We start from the raw sequence: 18158 nt of genomic DNA, 5'->3' as shown, positions 1-18158 counted from the left end.
TGGTTGGCGCGGAGGAATCTAGGTCGGGAAAGCCCGCCGCCCAGTTTCAGACTGTCGCCGTCTGGTCCCTGAGCTCGAATTTCTTGACCTTTCCGGTCGAGGTCTTGGGCAGCGGCCCGAAGACGACGTAGCGCGGGCACTTGTAATGCGCCAAGTTCTGGCGGCAGAAATCGATGATCTCCTGGGCCTCGACCGGGCCGGCGTCGGGCTTGAGTTCGACGAAGGCGCAGGGCGTCTCGCCCCATTTTTCGTCGGCCTTGGCCACCACGGCGGCCTCGAGCACGGCGGCATGGCGGTAGAGCACGGATTCGACCTCGATCGAGGAGATGTTCTCGCCGCCCGAGATGATGATGTCCTTGGAACGGTCGCGGAGCTGAATGTAGCCGTCGGGCTGCAGCACGCCCAAGTCGCCGGAATGGAACCAGTCGCCCGAGAGCGCTTCTTCGGTGGCTTGCGGGTTCTTGAAGTAGCCCTTCATGACGATGTTGCCCTGGAACATGACCTCGCCCATGGTCTCGCCGTCGGGCGGCACGGCCGCCATGGTCTCGGGGTCGCGCACGCTGAGGCCGTGCAGCACGTGGTAGCGCACGCCCTGGCGCGATTTCAGGCTGGCCTGTTCGGCCGGCCCGAGATCGTCCCAATCGTCCTGCCAGGCGCAGACCACGGCCGGTCCGTAAGTCTCGGTCAGGCCGTAGACGTGGGTCACGGCAAAGCCCTCGGCCGCCATGCGCTCGAGCACGGCCGGCGGCGGCGGCGCGGCGGCCGTCATCACCTTGACCTCGTGATCGAAAGTGCGGCGCTCCTCATCCGTTGCGTTGATGATGAAGTTGAGCACCACGGGAGCGCCGCAGAAATGATCGACCCGGTCGCGCTCGATGGCGCTGAAGATGCCCCCCGCCGTGACCTTGCGCAGGCAGATGCTGGTGCCGGCCAGGGCCGCCAAGGTCCAGGGAAAGCACCAGCCGTTGCAGTGGAACATGGGCAGCGTCCAGAGGTAGGTGGGATGCTGCGCCATGCTCCAGCAGACGACGTTACCCATGGCGTTGAGGTAGGCGCCACGGTGGTGGTAGACCACGCCCTTGGGGTTGCCGGTGGTGCCGGAGGTGTAGTTGAGCGATATCGCCCGCCATTCGTCGTCGGGCAGCGACCAGTCGAATTCGGGGTCCCCTGGGGCTATGAAGGCTTCGTAGTCCATCTCGCCCAGCAGCTCGCCACCGAAGTCGGGTTCGCGTAAGGCATCGTCAATATCGATGACCAGCGGCTCGACATCACAAAGCTCGAGCGCCGCCTTGATGGTGTGGGAAAACTCGCTGTCCGTGATCAGCACACGAGCCTCGCCGTGGTCGAGGATGAAGGCGATGGCCTCGGCATCGAGGCGGATGTTGAGGGCGTTGAGCACGCCGCCCGTCATGGGCACGCCGAAGTGGCATTCGTAAAGCTCGGGCGTGTTGGCACCCATCACCGCCACAGTATCGCCAAGGCCAACGCCGTGGCCCGCCAGCACCGAGGCGAGCTGGCGGCAGCGGGCATAGGTCTCGGCCCAACTCCTGCGCAAATCGCCATGAACCACGGCCGTGCGCTGGGGATAGACGGCGGCGCTGCGCTCGATGAAGGTGAGCGGGCTGAGCACCTGGTAGTTGGCCGCGACCTGGTCGAGGTTGCGCTCATAGGGGTTGGACATGTGCCTTCTCCCGGACAGGCAATTCTCGTCGATCTTGAGGTGTTCTAACCGACTACCCCGTCCCATACCAGCTTGGCCCCGACCACGAAGATCAGCACGTAGCAGGCCTGATAGAAAAAGCGCGGCGAGACGCGGTTGTGCAGCCAGATGCCCAGCCCCATGCCCAGCGGCGCCAAGGGCGCCAGCACCAGCGAGGTCCAGAGGTTGCCCGGCGCCAACTGGCCGAGCCAGGCATAGGGCACCAGCTTGACGTAATTGATGACGGCAAACAGCACCACCGTGGATCCCACGTAGATGGTTTTGTCGAGCTTTTGGGGCAAGAGGTAGATCGAGATCGGCGGCCCGCCGGCATGGCTGACGAAGCTGGTGAAGCCGGCCACCAGCGACCAGAAGCCGCCCTTGGCCAGCGAGCGCCCGGTGGCCGCCCGGGCCTCGCCCCGGCGCAGCCAGTAATCGAGGGCGAACGCGACGGCGATGCCGCCGATGACGAGGCGGAAGTGGCGTTCGTCCAGCAGGCCCGCCGTGGCCGTGCCGATGGCGATGCCGCCCAGTGCCGCCGGCACCATGATGCGCATGTTGGGGCGGTCCCACTTGGCCCGGTAGGCCCACAGCCCGACCAGGTCCATCAGACAAAGTATGGGCAGCAAAATCCCGGCCGCCTGCAGCGGCGGCACGACCAGTGCCAGCAAAGGTACGGTAAGGATGCCCAGGCCGGAGCCGAAGCCGCCCTTGGAGATGCCGATCAACAGGATCGAGGGCACCGCGAAGGCGTAGAACCAGGGATCAACGACCACCGTCCAGCCTTTCCCGCTTGCCCAAAGCCTCCGCCACCCCTGTCCCCGATTGAGCCCATGACGTCGCCATTGTCAAGCTGGCACGGCCAGTGCGGCGAATTCGATCTTGCTCAGGCGGCCGAAATCGTGTGAGTTGCCTGCAAAGGCGCGGGCCCTGGCAGGGCGCAAAAAGATCCGGGAGGACCAAGATGAGCAACCCTTACGACGAGGCCCATGCCCAATCGCTCGGCGATCCCGACGCCTTCTGGGCCGCCGCGGCCGAGGACATCCACTGGACCCGGCGCTGGGACAAGGTGCTGGACGCCAGCAATCCGCCCTTCTATCGCTGGTTCACGGGGGGCGAGCTCAACACCTGCTACAACGCCGTCGACCGCCACGTCGAAGCCGGCCGCGGCGACCAGGCGGCAATCATTTACGACAGTCCCGTCACCGGCGACACCGTCAGGACGCTGACCTACGCCGAGCTGCAGGATCAGGTGGCGCGCTTTGCCGGGGTCTTGGCCGGCCAGGGCGTAACCAAGGGCGACCGGGTGGTGATCTACATGCCCATGGTGCCCGAAACCCTGATCGCCATGCTGGGCTGTGCCCGGCTGGGGGCGGTCCATTCCGTGGTCTTCGGCGGCTTTGCCGCCAACGAGCTGGCGATACGCATCGACGACGCCAAACCCAAAGCCATGGTCTCGGCGACCTGCGGCATCGAGGGCGGCCGTGTCATCGAGTATCTGCCGCTCTTGAACGGCGCCATCGAGCAGGCCGCGCACAAGCCCGACCACTGCATCATCCTCGAGCGCCCCCAGGCGCCGGGCGGGCTGACCGCGGGCCGCGACCTCGACTGGGCCGAGGCCATGAAGGCGGCCCAGCCCCACGACTGCGTGCCGCTGGCCGCCACCGATCCCCTCTATATCCTCTACACCTCCGGCACCACCGGCGAGCCCAAGGGCGTGGTGCGCGACAACGGCGGCCACGCCGTGGCGCTGAAGTGGTCGATGAAGGCGATCTACGACGTCGATCCCGGCGAGGTCTACTGGGCCGCCTCGGACGTGGGCTGGGTGGTCGGCCATTCCTACATCGTCTACGCGCCGCTGCTGCATGGCTGCACCACCGTGGTCTACGAAGGCAAGCCCGTGGGTACTCCCGACGCCGGCGCCTTCTGGCGCGTCATCGCCGATCACAAGGTTTCGGTGATGTTCACCGCCCCCACCGCCTTTCGCGCCATCAAGCGCGAGGACCCCGAGGCCGAGCTGCTGAAGCAGTACGACATGTCGAACTTCAAGACCCTCTTCCTGGCCGGCGAACGCCTCGATCCCGACACCTTGGCCTGGGCCGAGAACCACCTCCAGCGCCCGGTCATCGACCACTGGTGGCAGACCGAAACGGGCTGGCCCATCGCCGCCAATTGCCTCGGCCTGCACGCCTTGCCGGTGCGTCCGGGCTCGCCCACCAAGGCCGTGCCGGGCTGGGACGTACAAGTCGTGGACGCCGACGCCAAGCCCGTCAAGCCTGGCGAAATCGGCGCCATCTGCTGCAAGCTGCCGCTGCCGCCGGGCACCCTGCCGACGCTCTGGCAGGCCGACGAGCGCTACATCGCCAGCTATCTCGAGGAGTTCCCCGGCTTCTACAAGACCGCCGATGCCGGCTATCAGGACGAGGACGGTTACCTCTACATCATGAGCCGCACCGACGACATCATCAACGTCGCCGGCCACCGCCTCTCGACCGGCGGCATGGAAGAAGTGCTGGCCGCCCACCCCGACGTCGCCGAATGCGCCGTGGTCGGCGTGGCGGACCAGCTCAAGGGCCAAACTCCGGTCGGTTTCCTGGTGCTCAAGGCCGGCGTGGCTCGATCCAACGGCGACATCATCGGCGAGGCCGTGGCCCTGATGCGCGAGAAGATCGGACCGGTGGCCGCCTTCAAGCAGGCCGCCGTGGTCGAGCGCCTGCCCAAGACGCGTTCGGGCAAGATCCTGCGCGGCACCATGCAGAAGATCGCCGACAACCAGGACTACAAAGCGCCGGCGACCATCGACGATCCGGCCATCCTGGGCGAGATCGAAGAAGCCCTGATCGGTCTCGGCCTGGCCGGCGCACGCAAGAGCTGAGGTTCGGCAAACCGGGGTACGCCATGGATCTGGACCTGAGCCCGGCGCACATCCTGCCTGACCACCCGGCGACGCTGGTGGGGCGGGTCTGGCTACCGGGGGCGCCGGCGGGGCCGGCCATCGTGGCGATCCGGGAGAACGAGGTCTTCGACCTCACGGCCGAGACGCCCACCATGGCGGATCTCTTGAACGCGGCCGATCCCCCGGCCCTGGCGGCCGGCGGCGAACGGATTTGCGGGATCGGGGAGTTGCTGGCCAACAGTGACGCGCGGAAGCGCAACGAAAGTCAGCCCTGGCTGCTGGCGCCGGTCGATCTGCAGGCCGTCAAGGCTTGTGGCGTGACCTTCGTCAAAAGCATGTTGGAGCGCCTCATCGAGGAGCGCGCCGAGGGCGACCCGGCCGAGGCGGCGGCCATCCGCCAGGCCCTGGTGGACGAGGTCGGCGCCCAGCTTTCGGACCTCACACCGGGCAGCGCCGAGGCCGAGGGAGTCAAACAGGTGCTGATCGAAAAGGGCTTGTGGTCGCCCTACTTGGAGGTCGGCATCGGCCCCTATGCCGAGGTTTTCTCCAAGGCCCAACCGATGTCGGCGCTGGGGCTGGGCGAAACCGTCGGGCTGCACCCGGATTCGGTCTGGAACAACCCCGAGCCGGAGGTCGTCATGGTGGTCAGCGCCGCCGGCACCATCGTCGGCGCAACGCTGGGCAACGACGTCAACCTGCGCGATTTCGAGGGCCGCAGCGCGCTGCTGCTGGGCCGGGCCAAGGACAACAACGGCTCTTGTGCCCTGGGCCCCTTCATTCGCCTTTTCGACGACGATTTCGACCTCGACGACGTGCGTAACTGCACCGTCGGTCTCGAGGTGGTGGGCGAGGACGGCTATCATTTGCGCGAGACCAGTTCGCTGGCCCAGATCAGCCGCGATCCGGCCGACCTGGTGGCCCAGACCATCGGGCCCAACCACCAGTACCCGGACGGGCTGGTACTGTTCACCGGCACCATGTTCGCGCCGGTCGACGACCGCGCCGAGCCGGGCGCCGGTTTCAGCCACAAATTGGGCGACCGCGTGACCATCTCGGCGCCCGAGTTCGGCGCCCTGATCAACCGCGTCGGCTTGAGCGATCAAATCAAGCCCTGGACTTTCGGCAGCGCGGCCTTGATGAAAAACCTGGCGGCCAGAGGACTGCTTTAGCTGCACCAGCTTTGGCGAACGCCGCCCCGGTAGGGAATGGCCAGTCCGGCGGCCAGCAGTTCCTGGCCCACATCGGCGCCTGCGGCGGTGATCACCCGGGCCACCACGCGGCCGGCGAACTTGCCGTAGCGCACATCGGCGAGGCGCACCTGGCCGCTGCCGATCCGCTGACTGACGAGATCGCGGGCTCGCACGGCCAAGCTGCGTTCGCGCTCGCACCGCCCCTTCAGTTCGGGCGCGTCGATGCCTTGCAGGCGGACCTTGATGGTCAGCTTCTGGCCCAGCCAGACCCGGGCCTCGACGGCGATGGTGTCACCGTCGATCACCGCCACCAGGCGGGCCGGGATGGGGCCGTCGAGAACCTCACGCGCGGCCACGCCAAGATCGCCGACGCGTAGCCAAGGTCCCGCCTGCAGCGCCAACAGCAGCAGCGCGAGCGGGAAAATAGTGGCGACGATACGGCCAGCCATGAAGGCGGATCTCGATGATCGGTGCAGGATGCGGAATGCTATCGCGAAGAAAAGAACAATTCAAGAACAAATCGGAAATAATTCCTATTCAGAATTTCTCACCGAGGCACGGCCTGAAATCAGAAATCGCTGATGATTCCCTTGCGTTCCCAATCACCGTAGCGGGTCGGCTCGGGCCCCGCCGGGCCGCCGATCTCCTCGATCGGGTCAGCCTTTGGGTCCTGCTTTTTGGGCTTGCGGCGGCGTTTGTCCGGGGAAAGGTCTTCAACTTCAGAGGCTGGCGGCTGGTTGGCATAGTTCATCGTCCTACCCTGGTCGCTACGCTTCGGCCTGTCAATTCGCCGCCTTTTTGCCCAGTTTCAGCTACCCGTGACAGCCGACGCTGCTGGCGGCGCCGGCGTGACCTGCTGTCGCGCCACCCCGTGGGCGTTTCCTCTTGAACTCGAAATGCGCTAAACCGGGCGCCATGGCGAGCGGAAAGAAATCCCGGGCGGCGGCTCTGGCCTTGCTGGAGGCGGTGCTGGAGCGTCACCAGGCGCTCGACGATGCCGTGGCGTCGGCCCTCGAGGACGGTGGCCGGCTGGCCCGCCTGGAGGCCCGCGACCGGGCTTTCGCACGCCTATTGGCAAGCACCGTGTTGCGCCACCTGGGTCAGCTCGACGAGGTCATCGGGCGCTGCCTGGAACGGCCGCTGGGCAAGCGGCTGAGCCGGCTGCGCAATACCCTGCGCCTGGGAGCGGCACAGATTCTCCTGCTCGACACCCCGGCCCATGCCGCCGTCGACGGTACGGTGCGGCTGTTGGGCGCCAAGAGCCCCTTTCGTGGCCTGGTCAACGCCGTGCTCAGGCGCCTCGTGCGAGAGGGCGAAGGCTTGCTGGCGGATCTTGACGGCGCCCGCCTGAACACGCCGAAGTGGCTCTGGCAGAGTTGGTGCGCGGCCTACGGCGAGGCCACGGCCCGGGCCATCGCCAGCGCCCACCTGGCCGATCCGACGCTGGATATCTCGGTCAAGCACGACGCCGCCGGCTGGGCCCGGCGCCTCGACGCCGTGGTGCTGCCCGGCGGCAGCCTGCGGCGGGCACTGGGTGGCCGCATCGAGGAGTTGCCCGGCTTCAACGAGGGCGCCTGGTGGGTTCAAGACGCGGCGGCAGCGCTGCCGGCGAAGCTGCTGACGGCGGTGCTCGAGCCCGGCCAGGCGGTGGTCGACCTCTGCGCCGCACCGGGCGGCAAGACGGCGCAACTGGCGCTCAGCCAGGCCGTCACCGCCGTCGACCTGGCGGCCAAGCGGCTTGAGACCCTGGCCGCCAACCTCCAACGCCTGGGTCTCGAGGCCCAAACCGTCGCGGCCGACGTCGCTGCCTGGCAACCGGCGGAGACTCCGGCCGGGGTGCTGCTGGATGCGCCCTGCTCGGCCACCGGCACCATGCGGCGCCACCCTGACGTGGCGCACCTCAAGCGGCCCGGCGACGTGGTCCGGCTGGCCGAGCTGCAGGCCCGCTTGTTGGAAGCCGCTGTTGCCATGCTGGGCCCCGGCGGCGTGCTGGTCTATTGCGTCTGTTCGCTGCAGCCGGCCGAAGGGCCGGAACGCGTGGCGGCGCTGCTGGCGGATCATCCCGAGCTGCAACGTCAACCCATAGCGGCGGCCGAGGTGGCAGGTTTGAGCGAATTGATTAGCCCGGAGGGCGATTTGCGCACGCTGCCATGCCACTTGGCGGAGCAGGGCGGGCTGGATGGTTTCTATGCGGCCCGCTTGCGCCGGCAGGGCTGAGAGGGGGGCTGTGATGGTGTCCTTGCAGCGACTTCGCCAAGCTGCTAGGTAGCTGGCCATGCAACGGCCCGTGCGCATTGCGCCTTCGATACTTTCCAGCGATTTCGCCCGCCTCGGCGAGGAGGTCCGGGCCATCGACGAGGCCGGCGCCGACTACATTCACATCGACGTCATGGACGGTCACTTCGTGCCCAACATCAGCATCGGGCCCGATGTGGTAAAGGCCATCAGGCCCTGCAGCAAACTGGTTTTCGACGTGCATCTGATGATCGCCCCGGTGGACGCCTACGTCGAAGCCTTCGTGGCCGCCGGCGCCGACATCGTCACGGTCCACGTCGAGGCCGGGCCGCACGTCCATCGTACGCTTCAACTCATCAAGTCCTGCGGCGCCAAGGCCGGCATCTCGCTCAATCCCGGCACGCCTGTGGAAGCCGTCGACAACCTCATGGACCTGGTCGACCTGATTCTGGTGATGAGCGTCAACCCCGGCTTTGGCGGCCAGAGCTTCATCGCCAGCCAGCTCGACAAGGTGCGCCAAATCCGCGCCCGCATCGAGGCCAGCGGCCGCGACATCGACCTCGAGCTTGATGGTGGCGTGACCGCGGCGCTGGCGCCCGAGGCCATTGCCGCCGGCGCCGACGTGCTGGTGGCGGGTTCGGCGACCTTCAAGGACGGACCCGCGGGCTACGCCGAGAACATCCGCCTCTTGCGCGGCCAGGGCTAGGCGATTGAGGCGGCGGCCGGGCGCCGTGGTGCGTGGCCTCTGGGAGCGGGCGCTCTACGGCAATCCGATCTATCAGGCGACGCTGGGCGGCTCCGTGCCGGAGGCCTTCGCCGTGCTGGTCGGCGATCCCCGGCCCGGCGATGCCCGGCGCGCCAACGATATCTTCCAGGGCCGCTACCACCTCGCCGGCACCGAGCAGCGTCTGCTCAACGAGCCGCCCTGGGACCTGGAAACGGCCGACCCGGCCTGGCGGCGCGAGTTGCATGGTTTCGGCTGGTTGCGTGACTTCAGGGCGGCCGGCGGCGAGGCGGCGCGCTTGCGCGCGCGCGAGCTGGTGCGCTCCTGGATCGCCCGCCATGGCAACTGGCAGCCCGAGGTCTGGCAGGCCGATGTGATGGGCCGGCGCCTGGCCGCCTGGTCGGCCCAGGCCGGCTTTTTGCTCGACGGTGCCGATCCCAGCTTTCGCCGCGGCTTCATGACCAACCTCGGCCGCCAGCTCCGCCATCTCGGTCGCTGTGGCCGCCGGGCCGGCCAGGGCGAGCCAAGATTGGCAGCGCTTTGCGGGCTGTTGCTGGGCCGCTTGGCGTTGACCGGCAGCGCCGGCACGAGCCGCCAGTTAAAGGTGCTGGAGCACGAAATCGAACGCCAGGTGCTGGCCGACGGCGGCCATGTATCGCGCAGCCCCAGCGCCATGATCGAGGTGCTGGGCCACCTGCTGACGCTACGGGCGGCGCTGGCCCTGGCCCAGGCCGAGATTCCGCTGGGCCTGCAAGGCGCCGTCGAACGGCTGGCGCCGATGGTGCGGCTGCTGCGCCACGGCGATGGCGGACCGATCTTCTTCAACGGCGGGCGCTGGCACGCCGGAGCCGAGATCGAGGGCCTGCTCGAGGTTGCCGATGTGCCCGGCCGGGCCAGCGATACCGCGCCCCACTCGGGCTACCATCGCCTGGCCACGGGCTCGACGCAGGTCTTCATCGACACCGGCGCCCCACCGCCGCCGCCCTTTGCCGCCGGCGCCCACGCCGGCCTTCTGAGTTTCGAGTTGAGCAGCGCCAAGCAGCGCCTGATAGTCAACTGCGGCGCCCATCCGGGGCACAAATGGAGCGATCTGGCGCGCACTACGGCGGCTCACTCGACACTGACGCTGGAGGACACCAACGCCATTGCGCTGGCCGACGACGGCCTGGTGCCGGAGCGCCCGACGGTGGGCGCGCGGCGCCGCGAGGACGGCGGCGCCAAGCTGGTCGAGGCGGCCCACGACGGCTACCGTGAGCGTTTCGGCTTCAAGCACCGGCGCAGCCTCTACCTGGCGCCGGGCGGCGACGAGGTGCGGGGCGAGGACGTGCTGGAGCCGCTGCTGCAGGGCGCCGGGCCGCGTGATTTCGCCGTGCGCTTCCACCTCCATCCCGAGGTCCCGGCCTCGCTGGCCCAGGGCGGCGCTTCGGCGCTCATCAAGCCGCCGCGGGGGCGCGGCTGGACGCTGCACCAGGCTGGCGGCCGGCTAGGGTTGGAGGACAGCGTCTACCTGGGAGGCAGCGACATCCGCCGCAGCCTGCAATTGGTCATCAGGGGCACCACCGGCAGCGGCGAGACGATCATCAAATGGGCCCTGAACAAAGCTGGCAAGGCGCCGGCCGGATCTTCGACCAGCTAAGAGCTCACATTAGCATAATTGCCCAATATTCTGTGATTCGCCGATAAACCCCCTCGAAATCGACCGAACGATCGGCCGGTCTGAAGCGATATAGGCACCGGAAAGTGTGCGAACGAGCGTTCCTTTGTGCCAAAGGGCCGATTTATTCGCTCTCGCGGAAAGTCCAGCCCCTTCCGGAAGTCCATCGGGAACACCTGGGCAGGTCATGGTACAGCCCAACCGTTCAGTCAATCTTGAATCTCAGACTCTTGCTCCAACCTGTTGTGATTCAAAAAAGAATCCAAAAAACAAATCGACCGATCGGTCGTGCTGGAGAGATTTGACAGCTTCCTCGATCCTTCGGGGGGCTGCGAAGCATCCTCGATCAAACACGAAGACTTCGTTTCTGTAGCGAAACGAAATTTCTGTCAGGGCTGTAGAAAGCGCAGAATTGTGCGAGTCCTTGGTTTATGCCGATGATCACGGGAGGGGTCGGCAAGGCGGCGGGGCGGCCCCGGGGGCCGCCGCAGGTCTTCGCCGGTTTGGCCGCGTTGCCTTCGGCCGCCAGAATAGCTTCCCCTCCGGGCCTTCGGCGGTTCCAGATCGGAGCTGCCTCTCGCCTGGCCGAAACCGCGCCCAAGAACGAACGTTCTGTTGCAAAAAATTGGTGGCTAAAGCAAAAGCCTGATGTTTTCCGATCGATCGTCCAAAAACGATTTCGGTCAAAGTTGCCAATATTCCAAGCCGGGCGGCAGGGAGCGTTCTCGCCACATGCCTTTGAGATCCGCAAGCAGCCCTCCCGGCGCCAAAAGGCGCTGGAAATCGCCGGCCTCGAGGTCGCGATAGGCGGCGTGGGCCACGGCCCCCACCAGACAATCGTACTTTTCGCCGTCGAGCCCGGCAACCAGCCGCACACCAAAATAGGCTTCGGCCTCGGCGGCGTCGGCCAGCGGGTCATGGACCTCGACCTGATGGCCCTGGGCCTCGAGGCCGCGCACCATGTCGACCACTTTGGTGTTGCGCAAATCGGGCACGTCCTCCTTGAAGGTCAGACCCAAGACCAGGATGCGCCCAGGTTTGCCGAGCCGCGCGGCGATGCTGTCGGCCACGAACCCGGCCATGTTGTCGTTGATGCGCCGGCCGGCCAGGATGACCTCGGGTTCATAGCCCGCCTGGCGGGCGGCGTAAGCCAGGTAGAAGGGATCGACACCGATGCAGTGGCCACCCACCAGACCCGGCTTGAAGTCGAGGAAGTTCCACTTGGTGCCGGCCGCCTCGAGCACGTCGTAGACCGACAAGCCCATGCGGTGAAAGATGGCCGTGACCTCGTTGACGAAGGCGATGTTGATGTCGCGCTGGGCGTTTTCGATGACCTTGGCGGCCTCGGCCGTGCGGATGTCGCGGGCCACGAAGACCTCGGCCGTTACGGCGCCGTAGATCTCGCGGAGGCGTTCGCTGACCTCCGGCGTCTGTCCCGCCACCACCTTGGTGATGCGATCGACGGTGTGGACGCGGTCGCCGGGATTGATGCGCTCGGGCGAATAGCCAAGGAAGAAATCGCGGCCGGCCTTAAGTCCCGAGGCCTCTTCCAGCACCGGGCCGCAGACTTCTTCGGTGACGCCGGGATAGACGGTGCTTTCGAGCACCACCACGGCGCCCACGGCGAGCTGCTGGCCAACCGCACGGCAGGCCGCCAGGATGGCCCCCAGGTCGGGCTCGTTGCCGGCATCCACCGGCGTCGGCACGGTAATGATGAAGACGTCGGCACCGGCCATGATACCGGCCTCGGTGCCCAGCTCGAGCCCGGCCGCGGCCAATGCCGCCGCCGCGATCTCGCCGGTGCGGTCGTGGCCGCGCTCGAGCTCGGCGATGCGCTCGCCGCTCACGTCGTAGCCGCTGACGTCGTAACGCCCTGCGAGGGCCACGGCCAGCGGCAGGCCGACGTAACCCAAGCCGACAACGGCGATGCGGGGCTCGTGTTTCATGGTTTCCGTTTCGCGCCCAAGATCAAGACCGCCCCTCTCTAACGCACTGGTCGAAACGGCGTCAATCTCCGAGGTGGTCGAGCGCCACCAGTCCGCCCTCGAGCATCAAACCGCCCAGGCGAAAGTCGTCGGGCCCGTCGCAGTCGAAGCCGTAGGCCTGCGGTATCGGGCTGGCCAGCGAAGGCTGGGCAAAGACGCTGCCCTGGTCGAGGGCCTCCCGGCTGCGAAAGACCACCAGATTGCCGAAGAGAAAATGTTCTGGTTTGCGCTGCTTGTTGTAGGCCGCCCGGCGTTCGTCCGGAAACCGCCAGCTGACCTGGTTCCCGGCCACCAGGCGCTGGTTGTAGGCGTGGTGGTTGTGGGGGCAGGGGATCACGGTCTGGGCCGAGGCCGCCTTCGGGTCGGCCCGCAAGAGCGCCACGGTGGCTTTGATCTGGGCCGGCAGGATGAAGGGCGAAGTGGGCTGTATCAGGGCCACCATCTCGGGCACCGCGCCCTGGCGCCGGTCCACCGCCTCCAGCCACTGGGCGATGACCTCGAAGACGGGTGTCTCGTCGCCGGCCAACTCCGCCGGGCGGTCGTCGACAGCGATGCCGAGTTCCCGGCAGCGCGCCGCGATCTCGGGCCCGTCGGTACTGCAGACGATGCGTTCCAGGCCCGCCTGGCGGGCCGCCAGGACGCCGTAATCCAACAGCGGCCGGCCGGCCAGTGGTGCCAAATTCTTCAGCGCCAGGCTTTTCGAGCCGGCCCGCGCCGGCACCAGGCCCCAGCATATGCCGTGTTGCAATTGCATCAGCCCGGCGCCCCGAAATGGGCGATGGCGCGTTCGATGACATGGCGCTGGGTTTCGCGCCAGGCGTCCTCGGTCGAGCCGCCGATGTGGGGCGTCAGCAGCAGGTTCCGATGCTCGCGGGCATAGGCCACCAGGGCATGTCCGGCGGCCCGGAATCCGGGCTCGTATTCGCCGTCCAGAACATCCAGGGCGGCGCCGGCCAGGCGGCCTTCCCGCAGTGCCGCCAGCAATGCCGATTCGTCGACCAACTCGCCCCGGGCGGTGTTGATCAGCACCGCGCCGGGCCGGCAGGCGGCCAGAATCCCCTGATCGATCAGGTGGCGGGTTTCGTCCCTGGCCGGGGCATGGAGCGAGAGGACGTCGGAAAGTGCCGCCAGCCGGGCCAGCGTTTCGACCTTTTCCGCGCCGCCGTCCTGGGCTCCGACGTAGGGATCGAAAAACCGCACCCGCATGCCGAAGGCGCTGCCGTAGCGGCTCATCAGGCGGCCCAGGCGGCCCATTCCCACCAGCCCCAGGCTGAGCCTCGACAACATGGCCGGGGCGCCGAAGTCGAAGCGGTTCCACTTGCCCTCCAGGGCCGCCGCATGGCTCCACGGCGTGCCTCTCAGCAGCGCCAGCATGAGCCCGAAGGCGTGCTCGGCGGTGGCCGTGATGGTGGCCAGGAACTCCTGTTGGTCGGCCAGCGAAAAGACCGCGATGCCGCGCTCGGCCGCCGCCGCCATGTCGATGTGCGGAACCCCGGTGGTATTGCTGAGGATGGCCCGGAGTCCGGGTGCCCGGTCCATCTTGGCGCCATCGAAAGCGAATCCCAGCGGCGCGCAGCAGGCCTCCAGGCCGGCCAGCACGGTATCCGTATCAAAGCCCGGATGGGGCAGCCTGACGACCTCGAAGGCGATCTCGAGAAGCGCCCTGTTTTCCGGCAGATAGCCGAGAACGTCGTAATAAAGCAGCCGCCTCATTCGATATCCTCGAAGGAAAGCGCGCTGTCGGCGGCCACGGTATGGCGCAAGCGCCGGCCGATGAATTCCTCCAGCCGGCTGGCCGGCACGCCGTTGCCGGGGCGCTTGGCCACCAGATCGCCGGGGCCCAGGATGCGGCCGGCCTCGAGCTGGTCCGCCGCCACCACCGATTTGAGCGCCCAGGCCATACCCGCCGCTTCCGAGGGCGCCGCTTCCTTGCGGCCGTGTCCCAGCAGAGTCTCGAGGCGCCTGATGTCGGCCACCAGGGCGGGGAAATCCTCGGGCCCGGCCGAGACCTTCCAGTCCTGGGCCTCGGGCACGTCGCGAAGGATGGTGATGTGCTTCTCCACCACCTCGGCGCCGCGGGCCACGGCGGCCAGCAGCGCCATATGGTCCGGCGTGTGGTCGGAATAGCCCACCGGTCCGGGAAACAGGGTGCGCAAGGCGTCCATGGCCGCCAGGTTGACGTCGGCATCGGGGGTGGGATAGCTGGTCACGCAATGCAGCAGCGCCACCCGGTCGGCGCCGCCGGCGGCCAGCGCGGCCAGGGCCTCGCGCACGTCGTCGGTGCCGTACATGCCGGTCGAGAGCACCACCGGCTTGCCCAACTCGGCCAGTTTTCGCACGAACCCGGGGTTGTTGCGCTCGCCCGAGCCGATCTTCACCGCCGGCACCTCTAGCGCTTGCAGCCAGGGCAGCCGCGATTCGTCGTGGGCCGTGGCCATGAACAAAAGCCCGGCCGCGTCGCAGCGCGCCTTCAGTTCCTGGAACTGATCGAGACTCAGGTTGCGCGGCCGCAGGCGTTCGCGCCACGTGTCAGCGCCGGGGGCGCCGGCGGCAAACAACGCGTCTGCGTCGAAGACCTGGGTCTTGAAGACGTCGGCCCCGGCCTCGGCCGCCAGGTCGACCAGGGCGCGGGCCAGTTCCATGTCGCCGAAATGCGCCACCCCGGCCTCGGCGATCACCAGCACCGGAGCGCCTTGGCCGACGGGCCGGCCGGCGATCTCGAAGCGGGACTTGAAGGCAAGGGACATGGCGAAAGCTTACCCCGGATTTTTCATCTGGTCATGGTTCGCGGGGCGCGATCAATGCCCCGGCGGTGCAAATAGGCTTGACGCAGGGCTTAGCTTGGCTAAATTCCGCCTGCCATGCCTGCCCCAAGGCGTTCGCTGGTTGAACGCCTCGGGAACCTCACCCGCCTATTCACCCTGATAGTTCAGGGTATACACTCAACGCATTATAATGAAACAAAAAAACTTGACGTTCACCCTGTGAACGAGATAATGTTCACGCCGCGAACACAGCCGCCCCATTATTTTGCCCCGAGGCGTCCTGGGGCTGGGCCAGGCAAGGCGGCATTCCGGGGACCGAAGCGGAGGCAAGGCTTGGGCGACGAAAGCACAGCTTCACCGGGTACGGCGCCGGCAGCGGACAGCGAGAGCCGTATTACGCTGGGGCTGCTGAACGCGGTCCACGAGGACGCCAGGGCGACGCAGCGCACCTTGGCCAGCGAGCTGGGCATCGCCCTGGGCCTGACCAACGCCTACCTCAAGCGCTGCGTGCGCAAGGGCTGGATCAAGATCTCCCAGGTTCCGGCCAACCGCTACGCCTATTACTTGACGCCCAAAGGCTTTGCCGAAAAGAGCCGCCTGACCGGGGGCTACCTGCGCCGTTCCTTCGACTTCTATCGCCAGGCCCGCAGCCAGTGCGACACCTTGCTGGCGGAATGCAGCCAACGCCGCTTCCGGCGCGTGGCGCTTTACGGCAGCGGCGAGCTGGCCGAAATCGCACTTTTGTGCAGCCTGCAGCACGAAGTCGAGATCATCGGCATCGCCGATCCCGGGGCTCCGGCGGGCGAGTTTCTGCACCTGCCCCTGGTCGGCGCGGTGGTCGAGCTGGAGCGGCCCGAGGTCATCATTCTTACCGACGTGCGCCAGCCGCAACGGGCTTGGGCGGAGCTCAGCGCCGAGTTTCCCAAAGACCGCGTGCTGGTTCCGGCGCTGTTGGGAGTTTCGCGCGAGGCCCCCGGTGACGACGAGGGGGCGCTCGCATGAAAGCCTGGTATGCCGTCTATACCAAGGCCCAGGAAGAGGTTTGGGCGCAGAACAACCTCGAGGAACGTGGCCTCGAGGCCTATCTGCCGCGCTATCGCAAGCGCCGCTTCCATGCGCGCCGCCTGGATTACCTCGCGGCCCCGCTATTCCCGCGCTATCTCTTCGTGCGCGCCGACCTCGAGGCCGGCCAGCGGCCACGCATCGCGACGGCGCCGGGGGTTTCCTACCTGGTCAGTTTCGGCGACCGGGCACCGTCGCTGGCGGACCCCATCATCGCCGAGATCCGGGCCCAGGAAGGTGCCGACGGCCTGATTCGCCTAGGCAGCGAAGAAGGCTTTCGGCAGGGCGAAAAGGTTCGTGTTCGCGACGGCGTATTTTGCCAAAAGATCGGCCTCTTTGACGGCATAGCCGACGAAAGGCGCGTTTTTATCCTGCTCGACCTGATGGGACGGCAAGTGCGCCTCAAGATAGCCAGCGACGTCCTGAGCGGCGCCGGCTGAGCTTCCCCAAGCCGCCGAGGTGGGGCCGGCGCGGCGCCGGGAACGTTGGCAAACCTGGAGAAACCAGGGAAATCGTCTCAAACCTTGCGGGCATAGGGCGATGGCAGGCAAGACCATGGACCAGACCGAGGGAGCGCGGACGATAACCCGCCTGCGCCGCCTGCTGGCCGGCCATGGCGGCCTGGTGGCGCTTTTGTTGGCCGTCATGCTGCTGGCCGCGGTGGCCGAAAGCTTCGGCCTCTCGTTGCTGCTGCCGCTGATCTCCAGCTTGCTGGGCGCCGCCAGCGAGGGCGATGGCGTGGCCCGCTATAGTGCCCAATTGCGGGCGCTGTTTCCCGCCGGGGCCCAAATCGAGGGCCTGCTCATGCTGTTGGCCGGGGCCTTTTTGGCCAAAGGTGCGCTGCTGGTGCTGACCCGGGGCTATTCGGCCTATGTGGCGCTCAGGCTGCGCCAGGACTGGGCCGGCCGCATCTTCAGCCACTACCTGACGTCGCGCCAGGCCTACCTGGCCCGGCAGCGCCAGGGCACGCTGGTGCATAACGTCGCCGTCGAGCCCTACCGGGCCGCCCGGGCCGTCACCATCGGCCTCGATTTCGTCAACCGGGTGATTCTCGCGCTGGTGCTCGGCGGCGTGCTGCTGGCCGCCAACTGGCGGGCCACGCTGGTGGTGGCGCTGGTGGGGGGGCTGCTGTTTTGGGCCGTGCGCCGCGCCACCTTCCGCTATTCCTATCATTTCGGCCGCCTGCGCCAGCAACTCCATCAGGAGATCTCGGCCCTGGTGGCGGAAACCATCGGCGCCGTGCTGCAGGTCAAGTTGTTCGCCCTTTACCGGCAGAGCGCGGCGGAGTTGGGCCAGCGCCTGGTTCGCCACACCCGCATCGAGACGGCCTTTCGTACGCTCAGCGAGATCCCGCCCCAGTCGACCGAATTTCTCATCGTGCTCTTTCTCGCTGTCGGCCTGATCGGGTTGCGCCGCTTTTTTGCCGTCGAGCCCCAGGAATTCGTGGCGCTCCTGGGCTTTTTCGTCATCGTCAGCCAGCGCCTGTTGACCAACCTCAACTTCATCATCGCGCGCCGCATGAAGATGGCTTCCTATCTGCCCTCGCTTTTGCTCATGGACGAGCTGCTGCAGGCCGTTCCCGAGCGCGAGGCGTTGGCTGAGGGAGAGGCCGTGGAACGCCTGGCCGGCGATATCGAGTTCAGCGACGTTGCTTTCGAACACGACGACGGCCGCCGGGTCTTTGCCGGCCTCAATCTGACCATCCCGGCCGGCCGCACCACCGCCATCGTCGGCGTCTCGGGTATCGGCAAGTCGACGCTGGCCGACCTGTTGCTGGGTCTCTATCGGCCACAACTTGGCGATATCGCCATCGGCGGCCGGGCGCATGGCGAGATCAGCCTGGAAAGTCTGCGCCAGCGCATCGGCTACGTCAGCCAGGATCCCGTCATCTTCAACGCCTCGGTGCGCGACAACATCCGCATCGGCCGCCTCGAGGCCAGCGACGCCG

General features: G+C 67.2%; 16 protein-coding genes. 8 read left to right on the top strand and 8 right to left on the bottom strand.

Translation table 11 applies throughout. The annotated features are described in order from the left end of the window. Positions 1–46: 46 nt before the first annotated feature. Positions 47–1681 (bottom strand): acyl-CoA synthetase, encoded by a 1635-nt coding sequence (locus QGG75_19125; GenBank protein ID MDP6069342.1) that lies wholly within the window; start codon positions 1679–1681, stop codon positions 47–49. A gap of 44 nt (positions 1682–1725) precedes the next feature. Continuing rightward, entirely contained in the window at positions 1726–2475 is a 750-nt protein-coding gene (locus QGG75_19120) for a sulfite exporter TauE/SafE family protein (protein ID MDP6069341.1), read from the bottom strand. Between the two features lie 188 nt (positions 2476–2663). On the opposite strand from QGG75_19120, the gene QGG75_19115 reads away from it, so the two are divergent. Together QGG75_19115 and QGG75_19110 are read left to right on the top strand one after the other, a co-directional pair. Then, positions 2664–4574 carry a propionyl-CoA synthetase gene (locus QGG75_19115; GenBank protein MDP6069340.1) on the top strand — a complete coding sequence of 637 codons (1911 nt, stop codon included), beginning with the start codon at positions 2664–2666 and terminating at the stop codon, positions 4572–4574. Positions 4575–4597: 23 nt separating this feature from the next. Further along, positions 4598–5764, top strand: a complete 1167-nt coding sequence (locus QGG75_19110) for a fumarylacetoacetate hydrolase family protein (GenBank protein ID MDP6069339.1) — start codon at positions 4598–4600, stop codon at positions 5762–5764. Here the strand turns inward: QGG75_19110 and QGG75_19105 are convergent. Continuing rightward, complete coding sequence (locus QGG75_19105; GenBank protein MDP6069338.1) at positions 5761–6234, bottom strand: thermonuclease family protein; 474 nt, start codon at positions 6232–6234, stop codon at positions 5761–5763. The two genes, QGG75_19110 and QGG75_19105, sit on opposite strands and share 4 nt — an antisense overlap. Before the next feature lie 119 nt (positions 6235–6353). Further along, positions 6354–6536, bottom strand: a complete 183-nt coding sequence (locus QGG75_19100; GenBank protein MDP6069337.1) for a DUF1674 domain-containing protein — start codon at positions 6534–6536, stop codon at positions 6354–6356. A 164-nt stretch (positions 6537–6700) separates the two neighbouring features. On the opposite strand from QGG75_19100, the gene QGG75_19095 reads away from it, so the two are divergent. Genes QGG75_19095 through QGG75_19085 form a run of 3 tightly spaced genes read left to right on the top strand, consistent with a single transcriptional unit; the run spans position 6701 to position 10380 of the window. Further along, positions 6701–8002: a transcription antitermination factor NusB gene (locus tag QGG75_19095; GenBank protein ID MDP6069336.1), complete on the top strand. Its 1302-nt coding sequence runs from the start codon at positions 6701–6703 to the stop codon at positions 8000–8002. 58 nt (positions 8003–8060) lie between these two features. Next, positions 8061–8726, top strand: a complete 666-nt coding sequence (gene rpe, locus QGG75_19090) for a ribulose-phosphate 3-epimerase (GenBank protein ID MDP6069335.1) — start codon at positions 8061–8063, stop codon at positions 8724–8726. Between the two features lie 4 nt (positions 8727–8730). Then, positions 8731–10380: a heparinase II/III family protein gene (locus QGG75_19085; GenBank protein ID MDP6069334.1), complete on the top strand. Its 1650-nt coding sequence runs from the start codon at positions 8731–8733 to the stop codon at positions 10378–10380. Between the two features lie 701 nt (positions 10381–11081). Here the strand turns inward: QGG75_19085 and QGG75_19080 are convergent. From QGG75_19080 to QGG75_19065, 4 genes are all read right to left on the bottom strand, one after another. Beyond that, complete coding sequence (locus tag QGG75_19080) at positions 11082–12344, bottom strand: nucleotide sugar dehydrogenase (GenBank protein MDP6069333.1); 1263 nt, start codon at positions 12342–12344, stop codon at positions 11082–11084. 61 nt (positions 12345–12405) lie between these two features. After that, positions 12406–13137: an acylneuraminate cytidylyltransferase family protein gene (locus QGG75_19075; GenBank protein ID MDP6069332.1), complete on the bottom strand. Its 732-nt coding sequence runs from the start codon at positions 13135–13137 to the stop codon at positions 12406–12408. Further along, entirely contained in the window at positions 13137–14096 is a 960-nt protein-coding gene (locus QGG75_19070) for an NAD(P)-dependent oxidoreductase (protein ID MDP6069331.1), read from the bottom strand. Before QGG75_19070 ends, QGG75_19075 begins: the two co-directional genes overlap by 1 nt. Next, on the bottom strand, positions 14093–15130 hold the full coding sequence (locus tag QGG75_19065; protein ID MDP6069330.1) for an N-acetylneuraminate synthase family protein: 1038 nt from the start codon (positions 15128–15130) through the stop codon (positions 14093–14095). Before QGG75_19065 ends, QGG75_19070 begins: the two co-directional genes overlap by 4 nt. Positions 15131–15481: 351 nt before the next feature. On the opposite strand from QGG75_19065, the gene QGG75_19060 reads away from it, so the two are divergent. The 3 genes from QGG75_19060 to QGG75_19050 all read left to right on the top strand — a co-directional run. Continuing rightward, positions 15482–16150, top strand: a complete 669-nt coding sequence (locus tag QGG75_19060; protein MDP6069329.1) for a winged helix-turn-helix transcriptional regulator — start codon at positions 15482–15484, stop codon at positions 16148–16150. After that, positions 16147–16650, top strand: coding sequence for a transcription termination/antitermination NusG family protein (locus QGG75_19055; GenBank protein ID MDP6069328.1), 504 nt, complete (start codon positions 16147–16149; stop codon positions 16648–16650). The genes QGG75_19060 and QGG75_19055 overlap by 4 nt, the downstream gene beginning before the upstream one ends. Positions 16651–16750: 100 nt before the next feature. After that, positions 16751–18158 (top strand): ABC transporter ATP-binding protein (locus QGG75_19050; GenBank protein ID MDP6069327.1); only part of this gene is annotated, 1408 nt, incomplete at its 3' end.

This window comes from Alphaproteobacteria bacterium, assembly GCA_030740435.1.
In the GTDB taxonomy this organism is placed as follows: Bacteria; Pseudomonadota; Alphaproteobacteria; order UBA2966; family UBA2966.
Note: the sequence above shows the minus strand (reverse complement) of the source record. Positions and strands in the feature narration are given on the sequence as shown.